The 20,067-nt window shown below is 60.5% G+C and carries 17 protein-coding genes and 1 pseudogene; 9 read left to right on the top strand and 9 right to left on the bottom strand.

Translation table 11 applies throughout. The annotated features are described in order from the left end of the window. Positions 1–215 precede the first annotated feature (215 nt). Both AC1DKH_RS10525 and AC1DKH_RS10530 read right to left on the bottom strand, forming a co-directional pair. Positions 216–1,664: an aldehyde dehydrogenase family protein gene (locus AC1DKH_RS10525; RefSeq protein WP_477798123.1), complete on the bottom strand. Its 1,449-nt coding sequence runs from the start codon at positions 1,662–1,664 to the stop codon at positions 216–218. Continuing rightward, entirely contained in the window at positions 1,661–3,298 is a 1,638-nt protein-coding gene (locus tag AC1DKH_RS10530) for a 5-guanidino-2-oxopentanoate decarboxylase (protein WP_477798124.1), read from the bottom strand. The genes AC1DKH_RS10525 and AC1DKH_RS10530 overlap by 4 nt, the downstream gene beginning before the upstream one ends. A 159-nt stretch (positions 3,299–3,457) precedes the next feature. On the opposite strand from AC1DKH_RS10530, the gene AC1DKH_RS10535 reads away from it, so the two are divergent. Beyond that, entirely contained in the window at positions 3,458–4,339 is an 882-nt protein-coding gene (locus AC1DKH_RS10535; RefSeq protein WP_477752665.1) for a LysR substrate-binding domain-containing protein, read from the top strand. 19 nt (positions 4,340–4,358) lie between these two features. Here the strand turns inward: AC1DKH_RS10535 and AC1DKH_RS10540 are convergent. Further along, positions 4,359–4,952, bottom strand: a pseudogene (locus AC1DKH_RS10540) (NAD(P)-dependent oxidoreductase); the annotation flags it as partial. 56 nt (positions 4,953–5,008) lie between these two features. Further along, positions 5,009–5,893 (bottom strand): MBL fold metallo-hydrolase, encoded by an 885-nt coding sequence (locus AC1DKH_RS10545; protein WP_477798125.1) that lies wholly within the window; start codon positions 5,891–5,893, stop codon positions 5,009–5,011. Positions 5,894–6,122: 229 nt separating this feature from the next. Here AC1DKH_RS10545 and AC1DKH_RS10550 point away from each other — a divergent pair, with 229 nt between their 5' ends. Together AC1DKH_RS10550 and AC1DKH_RS10555 are read left to right on the top strand one after the other, a co-directional pair. Continuing rightward, positions 6,123–7,028, top strand: coding sequence for a LysR family transcriptional regulator (locus tag AC1DKH_RS10550; RefSeq protein ID WP_477798126.1), 906 nt, complete (start codon positions 6,123–6,125; stop codon positions 7,026–7,028). A 102-nt stretch (positions 7,029–7,130) separates the two neighbouring features. Continuing rightward, positions 7,131–7,307 carry a hypothetical protein gene (locus tag AC1DKH_RS10555; RefSeq protein ID WP_007986083.1) on the top strand — a complete coding sequence of 59 codons (177 nt, stop codon included), beginning with the start codon at positions 7,131–7,133 and terminating at the stop codon, positions 7,305–7,307. A 9-nt stretch (positions 7,308–7,316) separates the two neighbouring features. Here the strand turns inward: AC1DKH_RS10555 and AC1DKH_RS10560 are convergent, their stop codons facing one another. Next, positions 7,317–8,213, bottom strand: a complete 897-nt coding sequence (locus AC1DKH_RS10560; protein WP_477752668.1) for a helix-turn-helix domain-containing protein — start codon at positions 8,211–8,213, stop codon at positions 7,317–7,319. Positions 8,214–8,394: 181 nt separating this feature from the next. Here AC1DKH_RS10560 and pobA point away from each other — a divergent pair, with 181 nt between their 5' ends. Further along, on the top strand, positions 8,395–9,588 hold the full coding sequence (gene pobA, locus AC1DKH_RS10565) for a 4-hydroxybenzoate 3-monooxygenase (protein ID WP_477798127.1): 1,194 nt from the start codon (positions 8,395–8,397) through the stop codon (positions 9,586–9,588). A gap of 78 nt (positions 9,589–9,666) precedes the next feature. After that, complete coding sequence (locus tag AC1DKH_RS10570) at positions 9,667–11,184, top strand: MDR family MFS transporter (protein WP_477798128.1); 1,518 nt, start codon at positions 9,667–9,669, stop codon at positions 11,182–11,184. Between the two features lie 174 nt (positions 11,185–11,358). Here AC1DKH_RS10570 and AC1DKH_RS10575 read toward each other — a convergent pair whose 3' ends face one another. The 3 genes from AC1DKH_RS10575 to AC1DKH_RS10585 all read right to left on the bottom strand — a co-directional run bounded on the left by AC1DKH_RS10575 (position 11,359) and on the right by AC1DKH_RS10585 (position 14,289). Further along, the gene (locus AC1DKH_RS10575; RefSeq protein ID WP_477798129.1) at positions 11,359–12,231 is read right to left on the bottom strand and encodes an ATPase; all 873 of its coding nucleotides are present in this window, start codon (positions 12,229–12,231) and stop codon (positions 11,359–11,361) included. A 117-nt stretch (positions 12,232–12,348) separates the two neighbouring features. Then, positions 12,349–13,341, bottom strand: a complete 993-nt coding sequence (locus AC1DKH_RS10580) for an NAD-dependent epimerase/dehydratase family protein (protein ID WP_477752672.1) — start codon at positions 13,339–13,341, stop codon at positions 12,349–12,351. Positions 13,342–13,395: 54 nt separating this feature from the next. Beyond that, a complete protein-coding gene (locus AC1DKH_RS10585) occupies positions 13,396–14,289 on the bottom strand; it encodes a LysR family transcriptional regulator ArgP (RefSeq protein ID WP_477752673.1) in 894 nt (297 codons plus the stop codon). Between the two features lie 96 nt (positions 14,290–14,385). Between AC1DKH_RS10585 and AC1DKH_RS10590 the strand changes: the two genes are divergently transcribed. The 3 genes from AC1DKH_RS10590 to AC1DKH_RS10600 all read left to right on the top strand — a co-directional run bounded on the left by AC1DKH_RS10590 (position 14,386) and on the right by AC1DKH_RS10600 (position 16,157). After that, entirely contained in the window at positions 14,386–14,787 is a 402-nt protein-coding gene (locus tag AC1DKH_RS10590) for an ACT domain-containing protein (RefSeq protein ID WP_477752674.1), read from the top strand. Positions 14,788–14,793: 6 nt separating this feature from the next. Continuing rightward, the gene (locus AC1DKH_RS10595) at positions 14,794–15,396 is read left to right on the top strand and encodes a LysE/ArgO family amino acid transporter (protein WP_347908734.1); all 603 of its coding nucleotides are present in this window, start codon (positions 14,794–14,796) and stop codon (positions 15,394–15,396) included. Between the two features lie 164 nt (positions 15,397–15,560). Continuing rightward, a complete protein-coding gene (locus AC1DKH_RS10600) occupies positions 15,561–16,157 on the top strand; it encodes a superoxide dismutase (protein WP_008022038.1) in 597 nt (198 codons plus the stop codon). Positions 16,158–16,366: 209 nt separating this feature from the next. Here AC1DKH_RS10600 and AC1DKH_RS10605 read toward each other — a convergent pair whose 3' ends face one another. Beyond that, the gene (locus AC1DKH_RS10605; RefSeq protein ID WP_442097086.1) at positions 16,367–16,630 is read right to left on the bottom strand and encodes a DUF6124 family protein; all 264 of its coding nucleotides are present in this window, start codon (positions 16,628–16,630) and stop codon (positions 16,367–16,369) included. A gap of 1,224 nt (positions 16,631–17,854) precedes the next feature. On the opposite strand from AC1DKH_RS10605, the gene AC1DKH_RS10610 reads away from it, so the two are divergent. Next, positions 17,855–19,906, top strand: a complete 2,052-nt coding sequence (locus tag AC1DKH_RS10610) for a putative bifunctional diguanylate cyclase/phosphodiesterase (RefSeq protein ID WP_477760086.1) — start codon at positions 17,855–17,857, stop codon at positions 19,904–19,906. The last annotated feature ends 161 nt before the right edge of the window (positions 19,907–20,067 follow it).

Consider the following 20,067-nt stretch of genomic DNA (forward strand, 5'->3'; position numbering starts at 1 on the left):
TATTTTCGGGGGCTTGGCTGAGCCAGCAAGTTCATCCTGAGGTCGTGTAAAACACCTGACTATCGATAAAAACTCATTGAAGCCATGACGCCAGCGCATGCCTCTTGTAGGAGCGAGCCTGCTCGCGATGGGTGCAAGGGCACCGCGTACATTCAGGCGACCCACGTCATCGTTGACGTCCATCGCGAGCAGGCTCGCTCCTACAGTGATTGGCGTCAGACTGCCCGGATCACGTGTTTGATTTCCTGGAAAGCCTGCAAGCCCCACGGCCCCAATTCGCGGCCGATGCTGCTCTGCTTGTAGCCGCCCCAGGCGGTCTGCGGGAAGATCACCTGTGGCGCGTTGATCCACACAAGCCCCGCCTGCAAAGCGTTGGCGACGCGGTCAGCGGTCTGTGCATCGCGCGTCACCACACTGGCGACCAGACCAAACTGGCTGTCGTTGGCCAGGTCAATCGCCTCGGCTTCAGAGGCGAAACTGCGCACGCAGATCACCGGGCCGAAAATCTCTTCACACCACAGCGCACTGTCGAGGGGCACTTCGGTGAACACCGTCGGCTGCAAAAAATATCCGCGTGGCAGGTCGGCCGGGCGATTGCCACCGCAAACCAGCTTGGCGCCGGCACTCAAACCACGGTCGATGTGACCGAGCACGCGCTGGTATTGCGCCTGATTGACCAGGGCGCCCATTTCCACGTTCGGGTCGAACGGGTCGGCCACGCGAATCGCTTCGGCACGGGCCTTCACACGAGTCAGGAAATCATCGGCCAGTTCATCGGCGACCAGCACGCGGCTGGTGGCGGAGCACATCTGCCCGGCGTTGAAGAAACCACCGCCACAGGCCACTTCCACCGCCAGGTCGAGATCGGCATCGGCCAGTACCAGCAGCGAAGATTTGCCGCCCAGCTCCAGGCTCACGCCTTTAACGGTTTCCGCCGCCCGTTGCATGACCTGCACGCCGACCGCGTTGCTGCCGGTGAACGACACCTTGGTGATGCGTGGGTCCGCCGACAGCGGAGCGCCAACGGCCAGACCGGTGCCGCACACCAGGTTGAACACGCCCGCAGGCAAACCGGCCTCAGCAATGATCGTTGCCAGTTCCAGCTCCGGCAGCGGTGTCACTTCCGAAGGCTTGAGCACCACGCAGCAACCGGCGGCAAGGGCCGGGGCGAGCTTCCACGCAGTGGTGACCATCGGGAAATTCCACGGCACGATCAGGCCGACCACACCGCAGGGCTCACGGCGCAGGCGAGCGCTGAAATCGTCGGTCGGCAGCTCAATGACGCTGTCCTGTTTCGCGTCCAGCCCTTCGGCCAGACCGGCGTAATACTCGAACGTGGCGATCACGTCATCGACGTCGATCGCGGCTTCGAATTGCGGTTTGCCGTTGTTGCTCGACTGCAAGTGCATCAGCTTTTCACGGTTGGCCTGCACGCCCACGGCGATTTTGCGCAGGATCGCGCCGCGTTCGGCGCCTGTGGTTTTCGACCAGACGGCGAACGCCTGGGTCGCCGCGCTCACGGCTTGATCAACCGCACGCTCGTCGCCGCCATTCACGGTGGTCAACAGGGCTTCGGTCGCCGGGTTGATCACGCGCAGGTGTTCGTTGCCGGCCGACCATTGGCCGTTGATGTACAGGCCATCCAGGGTAGTCGGGAAGCTCATTTCGACACCGCCTGCATCCACTCGGCCTGGTCGACTTCAATCAGGGTCGGGCCCTGGCGATCGGTGGCCATACGCAATGCGCCACGCAATTGCTCGACACTGCTGATCGCTTGCGCCGCGCAACCCAATGCCTTGGCCACACCGATGAAGTCCGGGGTGTAGATGTCCACGCCGACCGGCTCGATGGCACGGTTGACCATGTATTTCTTGATCTCTTCGTAGCCCTGGTTATTCCACAGCAGCACGATCACTGGAGTGCGCGCTTCAACGGCGCTGGCCAATTCCGGCAGGGTGAATTGCAGGCCACCGTCGCCGATCAGGCACACCACAGGAGGACGCGCGCCACCTTCAACGCTGCCACCCAGCCAGGCGCCAATCGCTGCCGGCAAGGCGTAACCGAGGGTGCCGTAACCGGTGGACGAGTTGAACCAGCGACGCGGGCGCTCCGGGTTGAACGTCAGGTTGCCGGTGTACACCGGTTGCGTTGAGTCGCCGACGAATACCGCGTTCGGCAATTCATGCAGAACGGTTTCGAGGAAACGGGTCTGAGCCAGGGTCGGTGCGTCCCAGGTCGCGGCCAGGTCTTCACGCAGACGGGCGGCGCGTACTTGCCCCCAATCGTTGCGGCGCTCGGCCAGGGACTTGTGCGACAAGGCGCTGAGCAAAGCCTGGGCGGCGTTGCGCGAGTCGGCCACCAGTGCCACGTGCGGCGGGTAGTTGCGCACGGTCTGGTCCGGGTCGATGTCGACGCGCAGCAACTTGCCAGGAATTTCGAAACCGCCGGCGAAGGTCACGTCGTAGTCGGTCTCGGCCAGTTCGGTGCCGATGGCCAGGACCACATCGGCCTCGGCGACCAGCGCACGGGTAGCGACCAGGCTCTGGGTCGAGCCGATCAGCAACGGGTGGCCGGAGGCGAGCATGCCCTTGGCATTGATGGTCAGGGCGACCGGTGCGTCCAGCAGTTCGGCCAGCTCAGTCAGCTCGACGGCCGCGTCGATGGCGCCGCCACCGGCGAGAATCAGCGGACGCTTGGCGCCGGCCAGCAAATCGGTCATGCACGACACGGCGCTCGGCGAAGCACCGGCTCGGTCGATATTGACCGGCAGGCTGGCGAGCAAGTCGTCGGCCTCTTCGACCAACACATCCAGCGGAATTTCGATGTGCACTGGACGCGGACGGCCAGCCTGGAACAGCGCAAAGGCACGAGCCAACACGCCCGGCAGCTCGGAAGCCGACATCAGGGTGTGGGAGAACGCCGCCACACCGGCACACAGTGCGCCCTGGTTCGGCAGCTCATGCAGCTTGCCGCGACCACCGCCCAACTGGCTGCGCGATTGCACGCTGGAGATCACCAGCATCGGGATCGAATCGGCGTAGGCCTGGCCCATGGCGGTGGTGATGTTGGTCATCCCAGGGCCGGTGATGATGAAGCACACACCCGGTTTGCCGCTGGTGCGGGCGTAGCCGTCGGCCATGAAGCCGGCGCCCTGTTCATGGCGCGGCGTGACGTGGTTGATGCTCGAACGGGCCAGCCCGCGATACAGCTCCACGGTATGCACCCCCGGAATGCCGAACACCTGCTCGACCCCGTAGTTTTCGAGTAACTTGACCAATACTTCGCCGCACGTCGCCATGTCTTTGCCCTTTTTGTTCGTTTGAGACGCCGGGCGTGCGCTGTGTTTATGATGGATTCGCAGGCCCGGGAATGGCCTCATTGGAACGGGCGACAGGTAGCCGCAACAATGGATAAAAAGTCATACTAGCCATGTCCTCACGTCATACCTTGGATCCCAATGAAACGACTGCCTCCCCTGCCGGCGCTGCACACCTTTCTGATTACCGCGCAGTGCTGCAATTTCACCCGGGCCGCCGAACAGTTGCACATCACCCAGGGCGCGGTGAGTCGGCAGATCGCCGGGCTGGAAGATCATCTGGGTTATGAACTGTTCATCCGCCTGGCCCGAGGCCTGGACCTGACAGCCGAGGGACGGGAATGGCTGCCACGGGTGCAGCAGATTTTCGGCCTGATCGATGAGGCGGTTGAACAGATCGGCGAGAAGCGCGAAACCCTGCAACTCAAGGCCCCGACCTGCGTCATGCGCTGGTTGCTGCCGCGTCTGTTGCAATGGCAACGGGAACGCCCGGACGTACCGGTGGAGCTGACCACCACGGTCAAGCACGGTGTGGATTTTCATCGCGAGCAGTTCGATGCAGCGGTGATGTACGGCGCACCGCCGGACGATTCATTGATGTCGCAAAAACTCTTCGACGAACAACTCACGCCTGTGTGTTCCAGACCGATGCTCGAAGGCCCCATGCCCCTGCAGATACCAGCCGATCTGCAACAACACCTGTTGCTGCACCCAACCCGCGATGAACGGGACTGGAAGGCCTGGTTGAAAGCCGCAGATGTGCATTTGACCAATGTCGGCAAGGGCCAGCACTTCGAAACACTGGACCTGGCAATGTCGATGGCGTCCCAGGGAACGGGGGTGGCGATTGGTGATTGGTCGCTGATTGGCGATGACCTGAACGCCGGGCGGCTGGTCATGCCATTCGAATTGAAGGTGACGACGGGGCTGGCGTATTACCTGGTGTTCCCCGAAAAACCAGGACCTTCGCCGAAATTACGTGAATTGATGAGCTGGTTGGTGGAGCAGGCGCAGTCTCGGTAAACCACGGTATCTGTAGGAGCTGCCGCGAATGCTTTGGCGCTTCCACTTCGTCGAGCATCGCAATCGCATAATCGGCGAAAGTGATCCAGCTGCGCCCTTCGCTGCTCACCAGCAAATCATCCTGACCGATGCGGAATTTCCCGGTGCGCTCGCCCTCGACAAATTCGGCCGATGGCGACAGGAAGGTCCAGTCCAGTTGCTTTTCCTGACGCAGGTTAGCGAGGAACTCGGCACCGGCACTGGCTTCGGCCTTGTACGCGTCCGGAAAACCTGTGCTGTCGATCACTCGTGTACCATCCGGCAACAACAGCGAACCGGCACCGCCCACCACCAGCAAGCGTTTGACCCCGGCCTTCTTCACCGGCCCGATGACGGCGCTGGCAGGCAGGGTCGCGAAATGTGCGGCGCTGACGACTACGTCATGCCCCTCGATGGCCGCTTGCAAAGCACTGGCATCCAGAGCGTCGACGTTGCGTGTGACCAATCCGGCACGCGGGCCGATTTTCGCCGTGTTGCGGGCGATCGCGGTAACGCTGTGACCGCGACGCAGGGCTTCTTCCAGCAATTGGCTACCGGCACGACCGGTGGCACCGATGATTGCGATTTTGCTCATGACGTTCTCCAGTTGGCTTGAAAGCATTGATATCAAAGGCCTACTACCTCTTAACTTCATTCACCCCACTTCATCTCCCCCTTGGCGACCTTGGCACTCAACTCCAGCGAACTTTCATCGCCCAGTGCCGGGAAGCGTTTTTTCATTGCCGCAATCAGTTCAGCAGAATCCTTGGCCTTTGCGGTTTCCTCGTCGAAAGCCTTGATGTAAGCGGAAGTGAACTGCACTGCCGTCAGTGAGCGATCGTTCTCGCCCAGGTAATGCCCCGGTACCACGGTCTGCGGCTTCAGGGTTTCAATGGAGTGCAGCGTAGCCAACCAATCGGCATGGGACTGTGGCGTTTGCGTGTCAGCCATCCACACATGGATGTTTTGCGCCACCACGACACCTCCGACCACGGCCTTGATCGACGGAATCCACACGAAGCTGCGATCCGGCTGCGGGCCCTCAAGACCGACCACCTGCAATTTCTTCCCTTCGAGGTTCAGGCTGTCACCCTTGAGCACGTCAGGCACGATGGTTTTTGCCGGCACGTCGGTGCCCATTTTCGGGCCCCAGAACGCCAGTTTGCCGTCGACTGTTTGCTTGATGTGGTCAACGGTCGGCTGCGAAGCGAGGACCTTGGCCTTGGGAAACGCGGCCGTCAGGGTTTCGAGGCCGAAGTAGTAGTCCGGGTCACCGTGGCTGATGTAGATGCTGGTCAGCTGCTTGCCGCTGGCACGGATTTTTTCCACCACCTGTTCGGCCTGGGACTTGCCGAATTGCGCATCCACCAGGATCGCTTCTTTCTCGCCGCTGACCAGCACCGAGGTCACCGGGAAGATGGCTTTTTCGCCGGGGTTGTAGACATCCAGTGTCAGGGTCGAGGCGGCTGCATGGGCGGCGAAACCGAGGGCGGCGCCTACCAGCAAAATGCGCTTTAAAGTGGTGAAACCGATCATCTGTTGCTCCGTATTCCAATGGCTGTCGTGGTCCCTTGTAGGAGCGAGCTTGCTCCGGGCGGCGTTCCGACGATGGACTCGAAGACGCCGCGTTTAACCGGTAACCCGCGTTATCGTTAACGTCCATCGCGAGCGAGCTCGCTCCTACAGTGGAACAGAGCTTAGTTGCCTGACTCAGTACAAAAAATGCGATGCTTGAACATAGTTTGTTTCTGAAAGCGGGCAAATCATGGATCGTCTTCAAGCAATGCGCGTGTTCGTCACGGTGGTCGACCTCGGCAGCCAGTCGGCCGCCGCCGATCATCTGGAGCTGTCACGACCGGTGGTTTCGCGGTATCTGGCGGAACTGGAAGACTGGGTTGGCGCGCGCCTGATGCATCGCACCACGCGCAAGTTGAGCCTTACCGCCGCCGGCAACGAGATCCTGCCCCGCTGTCGGCAGATGCTCGATTTGTCCAGCGACATGCAAGCCGCCGTCAGCGAACCGGATGACGCACCGCGCGGCCTGCTGCGGATCAGCGTCAGCACCTCCTTCGGCCAGGCACAACTGGCCGATGCCATGGCCGCCTATGTCCGACGCTACCCCGGCGTGAGCATCGACATGCAGATGCTCGACCGCACCGTGAACCTGATCGATGAGCGCATCGACCTGGCGATCCGCACCAGCAACGACCTGGACCCGAACCTGATCGCCCGCCGCCTGACGGTTTGTCGCTCGGTGATCTGCGCATCCCCCGCTTACTTGCGCGAGCACCCGGCGCCGCAACGGGTCGAGGACCTGAGCCGGCACAATTGCCTGACCCATTCCTACTTCGGCAAAAGCCTCTGGCATTTCGAGCAGGACGGCGAGCAGGTTTCAGTACCGGTGCAGGGCAACATCAGCGCCAACGAGGCCAGCACGCTGCTACGCGCAACGATCGCCGGCGCCGGGGTGGCGATGCTGCCCACGTATCAGGCCGGCGTGCACATTCACAGCGGCGAATTGATTCGCCTGCTGCCGGCGGCCGAACCACGGCAAATGAACGTGTATGCGGTGTATGCCTCACGCAAGCACATGCCGGCGGCGTTGCGCAGCTTGCTGGATTTTCTGGTGGTGAGATTTCCGGAGGAACCGGAGTGGGATATCGGGTTGTAACACCGCCCCCCTGTAGGAGCTGCCGAAGGCGCCTACACAACTCATCGGCGCTGACCTATGCTCAAAGTAATACCGAAAGGTATTCGTTCAGAGGTCAACGCCATGAACATCAGAACAAGAAGATACCTCGCGATTTTCATCACCTGTGCGGTCACGCTCGGGCTGTATGGCGCTGCCGCCTGGCGCGTCGAGCAACTGCGCAACCTGCCCCGTGAATACGCGAGCTGCAACTTCGAGCGCTGCATCCCCCACAACGCCACCCTCAACGCCCTCCGGTAACGAAGGGGGTCAGGCTTCGTTGTCCTGATCGGCCTTCAAGCGGTCGCGGAACGCCTTGGGCGAAATCCCCACACGACGCCGGAACAGGCGCGTGAAGTTGGTCGGATCGGAAAACCCCAACACGTCGGACATTTCATAAATGGTCATGCTGGTGTAGGTCAGCAAACGCTTGGCCTCCAGCAATTGCCGTTCGTGCATGATCTGCAACGCCGGTTGCCCCGCCAGCTCACGACAGGTGCCGTTGAGGTGGGACACGGAGATCCCCAGCCGGTGCGCCAGGTCCTCGACCTTGACGTGCTGCCGATAGGTCTCTTCCACCAGCTGAATAAAGCCATTGAGGTATTCCCGGGCCCGCTGCGGTCGCGCCATGGCAGTGCGACGCTGGATCACCTGACGGCTGACCCACACCATGATCACACTGACCAGCGAATGCATGAGCATTTCCCGCGCCGGTTGATGGCTGGTGTATTCGTTCTGCAAGGCACTGAACAGGCTGTTGAGGTACTCGGCGTCCTTGCCTGCCGGGTAGCTTTCGGACTGGGCCAGGGCATTGACCGAGTGTCCCAACTGCATCTGCAGGTGGGCGATCAGCGGCGCGGCCAGGGTCACGACAAACCCTTCCACGTCCTCGGAAAAGCGAAAGCCGTGCACCGACAGCGGTGGCAGGATCTGGATCGCCGGTTCCACCAGTTGCGTACGTTGGCCTTCGATTTCAAGCTCTGCCTGACCTTTGAACACGAAGAGCAACTGGCACAAATCAGCGTGGCGGTGGGGTTTGATTTCCCAATGATGTTCGCGGCTGCGTTTGGAAATGGTTTCACAGTGCAGCAAGTCCGGGGTCGGCCAATCCAGGCTTTCACCGTAGAGCTTGAACACCGGAATCGAAGGCAGGTCAGGCTTGTTCATCACTTCAATCCAGGCCTCGGAGTAGATGGCGGGCGATAATCGCACCGATTGGCAGAATGTACAGGTATCGGCTCAGTTTTCACCTTCAATTGACAGACTCGCAAGGGAAAAATGCAAGCACTCGATCCATAAAAATCATTCACCGGCCCTGGTCGCGTGAAGCTTGCGAGTCATAACAACAATGAAAACGCTAAAAACCCAAGTCGCCATCATTGGTGCCGGCCCTTCAGGCCTGTTGCTCGGCCAATTGCTGCACAACGCCGGTATCGACACCGTCATTCTGGAACGCCAGACCCCGGACTATGTGCTCGGCCGGATCCGCGCCGGCGTGCTTGAACAAGGCATGGTAGAGCTGTTGCGCCAGGCCGGCGTGAGTCAGCGCATGGACGCCGAGGGACTGGTGCATGGCGGCTTCGAACTGGCCCTCGACGGGCGCCGGGTACATATCGATCTGCACGCCCTGACGGCTGGCAAAACCGTGATGATCTACGGCCAGACCGAAGTCACCCGCGACCTGATGGCCGCTCGTCGGGAGGCCGGCGCACAGACGATTTATCAAGCCGACAGCGTCGTTCCCCACGGCCTGAAAACCGATGAAGCGTTTGTCACTTTTGAGCAGGACGGCGAGCTGTATCGTCTCGATTGCGACTACATCGCCGGTTGCGACGGCTTCCATGGAGTGGCGCGGCAATCGATTCCCGCCGACAGCCTGAAAGTCTTCGAACGGATCTATCCGTTCGGCTGGCTCGGGATCCTGGCCGATACTCCGCCGGTCCACGAAGAACTGGTCTACGCCCGTCACGAGCGTGGTTTTGCCCTGTGCAGCATGCGCTCGTCGACGCGCACCCGTTACTACCTGCAAGTGCCTACCAGCGATCATGTGGATAACTGGTCGGATCAACGCTTCTGGGACGAACTCAAGTCGCGACTGCCACAACAGTTGGCGGACAAACTGGTCACCGGCCCGTCCATCGAAAAAAGCATTGCGCCGCTGCGCAGCTTCGTGGTCGAACCCATGCAGTACGGGCGGATGTTCCTGGTCGGCGATGCCGCGCACATCGTCCCGCCCACCGGCGCCAAGGGCTTGAACCTGGCGGCCAGTGACGTCAGTACGCTGTTCAACATCCTGCTCAAGGTTTACCGCGAAAATCGCGCCGATTTGCTGGAGAAATATTCGGAGATCTGCCTGCGTCGGGTGTGGAAGGCCGAGCGCTTTTCCTGGTGGATGACCTCGATGCTGCACCGTTTCGATGATCACGATGCCTTCAGTCAGCGCATTGCCGAGTCGGAACTGGAGTATTTCATCGACTCCGAGGCGGGTCGCAAGACCATTGCAGAAAACTACGTCGGGCTTCCTTATGAGGCTATCGAATAGCTTCCTATCGACTTACACTGACGAGCATCCCCGCTCGCCTTGCTACTTGCGGGTCAATCACTGCCCGCAGGTTTTCCCGTGACCAATCTCCACCAGCCTGAAATGCCCAAACCCGCCATCCGCAGCGTGCTGATCGCGCTGATGCTGGCGATCTTTCTCGGGGCGCTGGACCAGACCATCGTCGCCGTTTCGATGCCGGCCATTTCCGCACAATTCAAGGACGTCAGCCTGCTGGCCTGGGTGATTTCCGGCTACATGGTGGCCATGACCGTGGCGGTGCCGATCTACGGCAAACTGGGCGACCTGTACGGGCGGCGCAAGCTGATGTTGTTCGGCATGGGCCTGTTCACCCTGGCGTCAGTGTTCTGCGGCATGGCCCAGAGCATGGAGCAACTGGTGCTGGCGCGGATCCTCCAAGGCATCGGGGCCGGCGGGATGATCTCGGTGAGCCAGGCGATCATCGGCGACATCGTGCCGCCACGGGAGCGCGGTCGTTATCAGGGCTATTTCAGCAGCATGTACGCGGTGGCCAGCGTGGCCGGCCCGGTGCTTGGCGGCTACATGACCGAATACCTGTCCTGGCGCTGGGTGTTTTTGATCAACCTGCCACTGGGCCTGGGCGCCTGGCTGGTGGCTGACCGCACGCTGGTAGGCCTGCCGATTCCGCAACGCAAACCGATCATCGATTACCTGGGCACCGTGCTGATGATCATCGGGCTGACGGCGTTGTTACTGGGCATCACGCAGGTCGGTCAGGGCCATTCGTGGCGCAGTGCCGAAGTGCTGGCGCTGCTCGCTTGTGCAGTGCTGGTGTTGGGGCTGTTTGTCGTTCACGAGCGGCGGGCACGGGAGCCGTTGTTGCCCATGCACCTGTTTGCCAACCGCAACGCGATCCTGTGCTGGTGCACGATTTTCTTCACCAGTTTCCAGGCCATCTCGCTGATCGTATTGATGCCGCTGCGCTTCCAGAGCGTCACCGGCGCCGGTGCCGACAGTGCCGCCCTGCATCTGTTGCCGCTGGCCATGGGCTTGCCGATTGGCGCGTATTTCGCCGGCCGCCGTACTTCCGTGACCGGGCGCTACAAACCGATGATCCTCACCGGTGCTGCGCTGATGCCCATCGCGATTCTTGGCATGGCGTTCAGCCCACCGCAGGCGTTCGTCTTGAGCAGCCTGTTCATGCTGCTCTGCGGGATTGCCTCCGGCATGCAGTTCCCGACGTCATTGGTCGGCACGCAGAACTCGGTGGACCAGCGGGATATCGGCGTGGCCACCAGCACCACCAATCTGTTCCGTTCGCTGGGTGGTGCGGTCGGCGTGGCGTTGATGTCGGCACTGCTGTTGGCGTTGTTGCAGGATTCGAGTTTTGCGCACCTGGCCGGCTCGTCGCTGATTGCCGAAGGCAGTTCGGGGAATGTGTTGCTGGACGGGTTGAACGCCGCACCGGGTGACGCGCAGAACGCCTTGCGTGCCGAGTTGTTGTTGACGTTCCGGCACTTGCTGACGGTCAGCGCTGTGGTGTCGCTGCTGGGGCTGGCGGCAGCGATTGCCATGCCGAACATGTTGTTGCGCGGGCGCGAGGACAAGGTTCGGTAGGTAGACGCGCGTTGCCTTCATCGCGGGCAAGTCGGATCGCCTCACCGCCGCTCCCACAGGATTTGCATGGTCCTTGTGGGAGCAACTGTCTTCACCATGCCACTCGTCACCGCTATTCGGTGCCGTCCCGCAACATGGCATTCAGCCTAATCAGTAAGATCCGCATGCAGGCGATTACTGCCGGGCGCGCAGTTGCTGCTGAAGGTTCTGGATCTGCGCCTGAAGGGTATTGATGTTGCGGGTGACCTGGCTGCGGAAGGCATCGAACTCGGCAGTGTTGGTCGAACCCTGTGCGGCGGCCGGACGGTTGTCCTGCTGGCTCTTGAGCACGATCATGTCTTGCTCGAGACGCTCGATGGCAGCGCTCGGGTTGCCTTGCTTTTTCAGCGCGGTAATGTCGGCGCCCAGGCTTTTCAGCTGTGCGTCGAGTTTTTCCGAGTCGGACGGTGTACTTTTCAAGGCGGCCAATTCAGCGCTCAAGGCTTTGACCTGGGCCTGCAACTGCATATTGGCCGTCTGATGCTCGGTGTCCTGGACAGTCAACTGCGCCAGGCGTTTGTCCAGTTCGGTGGATTGCGCGGTCATTTGTGCCAGTCGCTTGTCCAGATCCGAGGCCTGGCCGGCAACACCTTGCTGCTGGGCGCCCTGGTCCTTGAGTTTGCTTTCCAGCTGGCGGATTTGCAGCTTCAAGGCCTCGCTGTCGGTGGTGACACTGGTCTGGCTGGCAACGACCTTTCCGGAAATGTCCTGCAGGCGCCCAGCCGCTTCCTCACTGATCCGCGCGAAACTTTCCTGGGTCGCCACCAATTGCTGTTCCATCAGGGAAATCTGCTGAAAACTCCACCAGGCCAGGCCCGCGAACGCAAAGATCAACGCCCCGACCAACGCCCACAGTGGGCCAGTGCTCGCCGCCTTGACCCTCACCACCGGCGCCGTGCGCGAATGCGCGACCGTGCGGGCAGTGGGTGGAAAGTCGTCGTCGAGAACATCTGCACGCAGGCTCGGTACTTCGTCGAAGTCGTCGTTGGCATCATTACGCATAGACATTGAATCAACCTTAGTGAAACAAACGATGGCTTTATGCCGCGCAGTATAAACCCCACAGCCGTAACCATTGACCCCCAAGCCCCGTATCCGGTTCAGTAAGGAGTCGTTGTTCGGGCATCAGCGAATATCCTGGGCCTTCCACCAGCCACAGAACTCATCGAGGGCCGTCCAGAGGCTGACCTTGGGATCGTAATCCAGATAATGCCGGGCGCGGCTGATGTCCAGGGTGAAATTTTTGTTCATGACCTGCATGCCCAGACGCGACAGCGTCGGCTCGGGACGCCCCGGCCACAACTTGCACACACCCTCGTTGAGCGCCGCCACGCTGTAGGCCAGACCGTAGGAACGGTGACGGGTTACCTGTGGAACCTCCATGTTGCGCATGACGTAATTGACCACGTCCCACAACGGAATCGGCGTGCCGTTGCTGATGTTATAAGCCTTGCCCAACGCGGAACCGCTGGCCAGCAAACTGCTGAGCAACGCTTCGTTGAGGTTTTGCACGCTGGTGAAATCAACTTTGTTCAGACCGTTGCCGATGATCGCCAGGCGCCCCTTGCGCTGCATGTTCAACAGGCGCGGAAAGATGCTCATGTCGCCGGCCCCGGTGACGAAACGCGGGCGCAGGGCCAGGGTTTCGAGGCCGAACTCCTGGGCGCCGAAGACTTTTTGCTCGGCCAGGTACTTAGTGGCGGCGTAAGGGTGCTTGAAGCGTTTGGGCACCTGTTCTTCGCTCAGGCCCTGGTGATCGCGACCATCGAAGTAGATCGACGGCGACGACAAATGCACCAGCCGCCGTACCCGTTGCTTCAGGCAGGCCTCGACCACGTTCTCAGTGACCTGGACATTGCCCTGATGGAAGTCCTGATAACGCCCCCACAAACCGACGGCACCGGCGCAATGCACCACGGCCTCGACGTCCGAACACAGTTCGCGAGCCAGTTCCGGGTCGCTCAAGTCACCCTGGATGAACTCGGCTCCCCGGCGTACCAGATGCTCCACACTCTCGGCCCGGCGACCGTTGACCCGCACGTCCAGGCCCTGCTCCAGGGCAAAACGCGCAAAGCGCCCGCCGATGAAGCCGCTTGCGCCGGTAACCAGAATCTTCATGAATTGCTCCGAATTTTTCGTTTTGCGTATTACGTGAGGTCTTGACGCTGCGCGTCAGTCCAAGGGCACCAGCCATTGCTTCGATGCGCGTACCAATTGATCGGTGAGCAGCCCCAGCAGCTGGCCGCCATTACGCCAATGATGCCAGTACAACGGCACATCGATCGGCTTATCTGGCAGCAGCTCCTGCAATACGCCCCTTTCCAGTTGCTCGCGTACCTGCAGTTCCGGAACCAGCCCCCAACCCAGCCCGGCTTCCGTCAGACGAATGAAACCTTCGGAGGACGGGCATAAATGGTGTTCGAAACCGCCCTCGACGCCGAGGGACGCAAGGTACCGATGCTGCAGGAAATCGTCCGGGCCAAACACCAGCGCCGGGGTGCGGGCCAACTGATCGGCCCGTACGCCCTGCGGAAAGTGCCGGGCAATAAAGGCGGGGCTGGCCAGTGCCCGGTAACGCATGGCCCCTAGCAGCACGCTGCGCGCACCCGCCACCGGGCGCTCGCTGGCGCAGACGCAGGCCGCCACTTCACCGGCGCGCATGCGCTTGAGGCCGACGGTCTGGTCTTCGACCACCAGATCCATCAACAGATGCTGTTCCGCGCAAAACGCCCCCACGGCCTGCGCCCACCAAGTGGCCAGGCTGTCGGCGTTCAGGGCGATCCGCAGGCGCTCCGGCAGGCCCTCTTCATCCAGCGCCGGCACCAGGCTTTGCAAATCCCGTTCAAGCAAGCGCACCTGCTGCACGTGGTTGAGCAGCCGTCGACCGATTTCCGTCGGCGTTGGCGGTGTAGTCCGCACCAGTACCGGTTGGCCGACCCGCGCTTCCAGTAGTTTGATACGTTGGGAAATTGCCGATTGCGACAGGCCCAGCACTTGGGCCGCCCGTTCAAAACCGGCCTGTTCAACCACGGCGGCCAGGGCAGAAAGCAATTTATAGTCGAACATCAGTTTTCCTAATGAGCGATCAGCAAGATTGGTTTTTCTTATACAGCCTTCACAAGGACAATGACCAGCAAGAACTCTTGAACAAGGATCACCCACATGGCTGGCGAAACTTCATTGGCAACGCTGCTGCGCAGTATGAGCCCGCAACTCAACGCCGGCGAATACGTGTTCTGCACCCTGCGTGACGGCAAGTTGCCCAAGGATCTGGAGATTGTCGGCAGCTTCCGCGAGCAGGAAGGCCTGACCGTGATTCTCGAACGCTCCCACGCCGAAAAAGCCGGTTTCAGCTTTGACTACATCGCCGCCTGGATCACCTTGAACGTACATTCGGCCCTCGACGCCGTCGGCCTGACCGCCGCGTTCGCCACGGCATTGGGCCAGGCCGGAATCAGCTGCAACGTGATTGCCGGCTACTACCACGACCATTTGTTTGTCGGCCAGGCCGACGCCGACCGTGCCCTGCAGGTGCTGCGGGATCTGGCAGCCAACGCGGAGTAAATAATCATGTGGCAAAGTTATGTGAACGGGCTGCTCGTGGCCTTCGGCCTGATCATGGCGATCGGCACCCAGAATGCGTTTGTCCTGGCGCAAAGCCTGCGGCGTGAACATCACCTGCCGGTGGCGGCGCTCTGCGTGGCCTGCGATGCCCTGTTGGTGGCCGCCGGGGTATTTGGCCTGGCGACGGTGCTGGCGCAGAATCCGACGCTGTTGGCCATCGCCCGTTGGGGCGGCGCAGCGTTCCTGTTGTGGTACGGCAGCCAGGCGCTGCGTCGGGCTTTTTCGAAGCAGAGCCTTGAGCAGGGCGAAGGCCAGACCGTACGCTCGCTGCGGGCGGTCATGCTCAGCGCGCTGGCAGTGACGTTGCTCAACCCGCACGTTTATCTGGACACCGTTTTGCTGATTGGCTCCCTGGGCGCCCAACAAACCGAGCCCGGCGCTTATGTCGTCGGCGCGGCCAGCGCCTCGCTGCTTTGGTTTTTCACCCTGGCGCTCGGTGCGGCATGGCTGGCACCGTGGCTCGCCCGCCCCAGCACCTGGCGAATTCTCGATCTGTTGGTGGCTATGATGATGTTTGCCGTAGCGCTCCAGTTGATCGCGGCCAGCTGATTCGCGGAACCTCTATTCCACACAGTTGTTGCGTGGTTATGCCGCCCCCCCGGTGCTATGATCCGACTCCCTGCGCCGCAAAGAGTACAAACTCCCCGGCGCTTGTCTGGCCGCCCGTGATCGGCCTTGCGCTCACCGCAACTGACCTGATTAGGAGAATCATCATGGCTTTCGAATTGCCGCCACTGCCGTACGCACACGATGCCCTGCAGCCGCACATCTCCAAGGAAACCCTGGAGTTCCACCACGACAAGCACCACAACACCTACGTCGTGAACCTGAACAACCTGGTGCCAGGCACCGAGTTCGAAGGCAAGACCCTGGAAGAAATCGTCAAGACTTCCTCGGGCGGTATCTTCAACAACGCCGCTCAGGTCTGGAACCACACTTTCTACTGGAACTGCCTGGCGCCAAACGCCGGCGGTCAACCAACCGGCGCTCTGGCTGAAGCCATCAACGCGGCTTTCGGTTCGTTCGACAAGTTCAAGGAAGAGTTCAGCAAGACGTCCATCGGCACCTTCGGTTCCGGTTGGGGCTGGCTGGTGAAGAAGGCTGACGGTTCCCTGGCCCTGGCCAGCACCATCGGCGCCGGCAACCCGCTGACCAACGGCGACACCCCGCTGCTGACCTGCGACGTCTGGGAACACGCTTACTACATCGACTACCGCAACCTGCGTCCAAAGTATGTCGAAGCGTTCTGGAACCTGGTCAACTGGAAATTCGTGGCTGAGCAGTTCGAAGGCAAAACCTTCACCGCTTAAGCTCGACGCCAGTCAAGAAAACCCGGCTTTTTAGCCGGGTTTTTTATGAGTTCGGGAAAGTCCGAAAAGTGGCCACATCAATGAAAAACGTGTCAATTATCCGGCCGCCTTCGCGAGCAAGCCCGCTCCCACACTAGATCGTGTCGTATACGGATCAAATGTGGGAGCGGGCTTGCTCGCGAAGAACGATTACGCGGTTAGTCTGCGAACTACCGCGGATCGAGGTTATCCAACGCGCGACTCACCGCCAGCTCCGCCAACATGACAATCTGCGAAATGGCCAGCGCTGTGTTGCGCTGGGGGCCATTCAGGTAGGTGGCGAAATCACTCGCCAAGACATTGGCTGAAGCCAGTGATTCACAGGCGTGGGCAAGAAGGCTTTCAGTGTCCATGTCGGGAACGATCATGAACATGGTGCGGGGGCTGTAGGGTTTGGTGGTGCTGCTGGGGGGATCGGGGATTAGCTTATCCAAAATATGCTCCTTATCGATTGGAGCCATCTCTCGCCGTTTCTCACGCGAGCGAAGAGGTGGCAGCTATGTGCGGAGTGAGAAACCGGCAAGAGAGCAATCCGGCCAGACCGAGGTCTGCCCGCACACAGCCGCCATAAAGCATTGCTGGCAGCGGATAAGCTGGCGGCAATTATGGTGGTACTGGCGCTGGATTAACACTCTCTTGCGGGTTCTCACGCCCGATCGCTGAAGCATTTCAGCGATCACCAAAGGTTATTCAGTCCGCTTCCGACGGGCAACCTGAAAACTGCGTGGGAAACTTCTGGCGCTTTCCTACACCGCTAACCCGCAAAAACGTAACGCGGAGCGTCTCTGGCAGCACTCCCACGCGGGCGTGTGGAAACGATATGTTGGGGTGTGGCTGAAAATGCAATGTCGACTGTCCCGCCATCTTCGCGAGCAGGCTCGCTCACATTGGGCCCCCGGTTTTTAGTCGGGACTTCTGGCCACTGAAGATCCCCGTGGGAGCGAGCTTGCTCGCGAAAAACTCCAGGACAACGCGGGCATTCAGGCAGCACGCGTTATCGTTGACGTCCATCGCGAGCAAGCTCGCTCCTACAGGGCCGAGCGTTAGCTCGCCTGCAGCTTTTGATCTTGATCCACCCGCCCCCTCGGCAGGCTGAGTGGAGGTGTTCATCCGGGGATGGGCGCGCAGCGCCGTTCGACGCAGTCGAACTCATTGCATGTAGGTCGAAGCGAAGCCGACCGGAGGGCAATGCCCCCGGATGAACACCGGAGCGAAGGAACCCCGAGCCTCAGCGAGGGGCCGTACGTAAGGGGCGAGACTTTTTGGTTCCTTTTGTGGTCGTTTGACAAAAGGGACTCGCCGTAAGGGCGAAACCGCCAGCCGCCGTTACCGCAGCAATGGATATGTACTCCGTTAAATATCCAAACCAACCTACAGAATCCAAGGCATTTCCCGACGATGAAACAAGCCCCCTGGTCCTTGCTCCCCCGCCGCGGACGACTAACATCAAACAAAAGGAAAATATCTCCACCCCGCCCCTCAAGTTGAAGGACTCGACAACCGACACAGTGCTAATAGGCTAACTCGTCAAGACAACTGCAAATCGGCCAAGCTGCAGGCAAAATCCCCCAAGGATGATTGTCACTTTGACTGCCATCACGGGATTGCCAATACTCATGGCAACTTGATGCTACCCGCACGGAACAAGGAATAACCCTTTGAAGCTGGAACTCAAGAACAGCTTGTCGGTGAAGTTGCTGCGGGTCGTGCTCCTGTCGGCATTGATCGTCGGCGTGGTCTTGAGCTGCGCTCAGATTGTGTTCGATGCCTATAAAACACGCCAGGCCGTCGCCAGCGATGCCCAGCGTATCCTCGACATGTTTCGCGACCCCTCGACCCAGGCTGTCTATAGCCTGGACCGGGAAATGGGCATGCAGGTCATCGAAGGCCTGTTTCAGGACGACGCCGTGCGCCAGGCCTCCATCGGCCATCCCAACGAAGCCATGCTCGCGCAAAAAAACCGCGAGTTGCAGCACTCCCACAGTCGCTGGCTGACCGACCCGATTCTTGGCAAGGAACGCACCTTCACCACCCAACTGGTCGGTCGCGGGCCTTACAGCGAGTATTACGGCGATCTGAGCATCACCCTCGATACCGCCACTTACGGCCAGGGGTTCATTGTCAGCTCGGTGATCATCTTCATTTCCGGCGTACTGCGCGCGCTCGCCATGGGGCTGGTGTTGTATCTGGTCTATCACTGGCTGCTGACCAAGCCGCTGTCGCGGATCATCGAGCACCTCACGGAAATCAATCCGGATCGTCCCAGCGAGCACAAGATTCCGCTGCTCAAGGGCCACGAGAAAAACGAACTGGGCATCTGGATCAACACCGCCAACCAGTTGCTCGAATCCATCGAACGCAATACCCATCTGCGCCACGAAGCCGAAAACAGCCTGTTGCGCATGTCCCAGTACGATTTCCTGACGGGACTGCCGAACCGGCAGCAACTGCAGCAGCAACTGGACAAGATCCTCATCGACGCCGGCAAACTGCAGCGCCGGGTCGCGGTGTTGTGTGTCGGCCTCGATGACTTCAAGGGCATCAACGAGCAGTTCAGCTACCAGACCGGCGACCAGTTGTTGCTGGCCCTGGCCGATCGCCTGCGCGGTCATAGCGGTCGCCTGGGCGCCCTCGCCCGCCTCGGTGGCGACCAGTTCGCCCTGGTCCAGGCCGATATCGAGCAGCCCTACGAAGCCGCCGAACTGGCGCAAAGCATTCTTGATGATCTGGAAGCGGCGTTTGCCCTCGACCATCAGGAGATCCGCCTGCGCGCCACCATCGGCATCACTCTGTTCCCCGAGGACGGCGACAGTACCGAGAAGTTGCTGCAAAAGGCCGAGCAGACCATGACGCTGGCCAAGACCCGTTCGCGCAACCGCTATCAGTTCTATATCGCCAGCGTCGACACCGAAATGCGCCGCCGCCGCGAGCTGGAAAAAGACCTGCGCGATGCCCTGATCCGCAATCAGTTCTACCTCGTCTACCAGCCGCAAATCAGCTATCGCGACAACCGCGTGGTGGGCGTCGAAGCCCTGATTCGCTGGCAACACCCCGAGCACGGTATGGTACCGCCAGACCTGTTCATCCCGCTGGCCGAACAGAATGGCACCATCATTGCCATCGGCGAATGGGTGCTTGACCAGGCCTGCAAACAATTACGCGAGTGGCATGACCAGGGCTTCAGCGACCTGCGCATGGCGGTAAACCTGTCCACGGTTCAATTGCACCACGCCGAACTGCCACGGGTGGTCAACAACCTGCTGCAGATGTATCGCCTGCCACCACGCAGCCTGGAGCTGGAAGTCACCGAAACCGGTCTGATGGAAGACATCAGCACGGCGGCCCAGCACCTGCTCAGCCTGCGCCGCTCCGGCGCGCTGATCGCCATCGATGACTTTGGCACCGGCTATTCATCCTTGAGCTATCTGAAGAGCCTGCCGCTGGACAAGATCAAGATTGACAAGAGCTTCGTTCAGGACCTGCTCGATGACGACGACGATGCGACCATCGTTCGGGCCATCATCCAGCTGGGCAAGAGCCTCGGCATGCAGGTGATTGCCGAAGGCGTGGAAACCGCCGAGCAAGAGGCCTACATCATCTCCGAAGGCTGCCACGAAGGTCAGGGCTATCTCTACAGCAAGCCGCTGCCGGCACGGGAACTGGGCGTTTACCTGAAGCAGGCCCAACGCAGCAATGCCGCTATTTTGTAATCCCCTGTAGGAGCGAGCTTGCTCGCGATGAACCTGAGAGCAACACGCTCATTCAGAATGAACGCGTCATCGTTCACGTCCATCGTCGGATCGCCGCCCGGAGCAAGCTCGCTCCTACAGTGAATAAGAAATATTTACAGGTACAACCCTTTACACATAAT

This window comes from Pseudomonas sp. 05L36, from assembly GCF_056398125.1.

Bases quoted from the DNA above. Each gene is read 5' to 3' on its own strand.
- AC1DKH_RS10600 (WP_008022038.1), top strand. From the start codon at position 15,561: ATGGCTTTCGAATTGCCGCCACTGCCGTACGCACACGATGCCCTGCAG.
- AC1DKH_RS10590 (WP_477752674.1), top strand. From the start codon at position 14,386: ATGGCTGGCGAAACTTCATTGGCAACGCTGCTGCGCAGTATGAGCCCG.
- AC1DKH_RS10555 (WP_007986083.1), top strand. From the start codon at position 7,131: ATGAACATCAGAACAAGAAGATACCTCGCGATTTTCATCACCTGTGCG.
- AC1DKH_RS10545 (WP_477798125.1), bottom strand. From the start codon at position 5,893: ATGATCGGTTTCACCACTTTAAAGCGCATTTTGCTGGTAGGCGCCGCC.
- AC1DKH_RS10535 (WP_477752665.1), top strand. From the start codon at position 3,458: ATGAAACGACTGCCTCCCCTGCCGGCGCTGCACACCTTTCTGATTACC.
- AC1DKH_RS10575 (WP_477798129.1), bottom strand. From the start codon at position 12,231: ATGTCTATGCGTAATGATGCCAACGACGACTTCGACGAAGTACCGAGC.
- AC1DKH_RS10595 (WP_347908734.1), top strand. From the start codon at position 14,794: ATGTGGCAAAGTTATGTGAACGGGCTGCTCGTGGCCTTCGGCCTGATC.
- AC1DKH_RS10585 (WP_477752673.1), bottom strand. From the start codon at position 14,289: ATGTTCGACTATAAATTGCTTTCTGCCCTGGCCGCCGTGGTTGAACAG.
- AC1DKH_RS10550 (WP_477798126.1), top strand. From the start codon at position 6,123: ATGGATCGTCTTCAAGCAATGCGCGTGTTCGTCACGGTGGTCGACCTC.
- pobA (WP_477798127.1), top strand. From the start codon at position 8,395: ATGAAAACGCTAAAAACCCAAGTCGCCATCATTGGTGCCGGCCCTTCA.
- AC1DKH_RS10560 (WP_477752668.1), bottom strand. From the start codon at position 8,213: ATGAACAAGCCTGACCTGCCTTCGATTCCGGTGTTCAAGCTCTACGGT.
- AC1DKH_RS10580 (WP_477752672.1), bottom strand. From the start codon at position 13,341: ATGAAGATTCTGGTTACCGGCGCAAGCGGCTTCATCGGCGGGCGCTTT.
- AC1DKH_RS10525 (WP_477798123.1), bottom strand. From the start codon at position 1,664: ATGAGCTTCCCGACTACCCTGGATGGCCTGTACATCAACGGCCAATGG.
- AC1DKH_RS10530 (WP_477798124.1), bottom strand. From the start codon at position 3,298: ATGGCGACGTGCGGCGAAGTATTGGTCAAGTTACTCGAAAACTACGGG.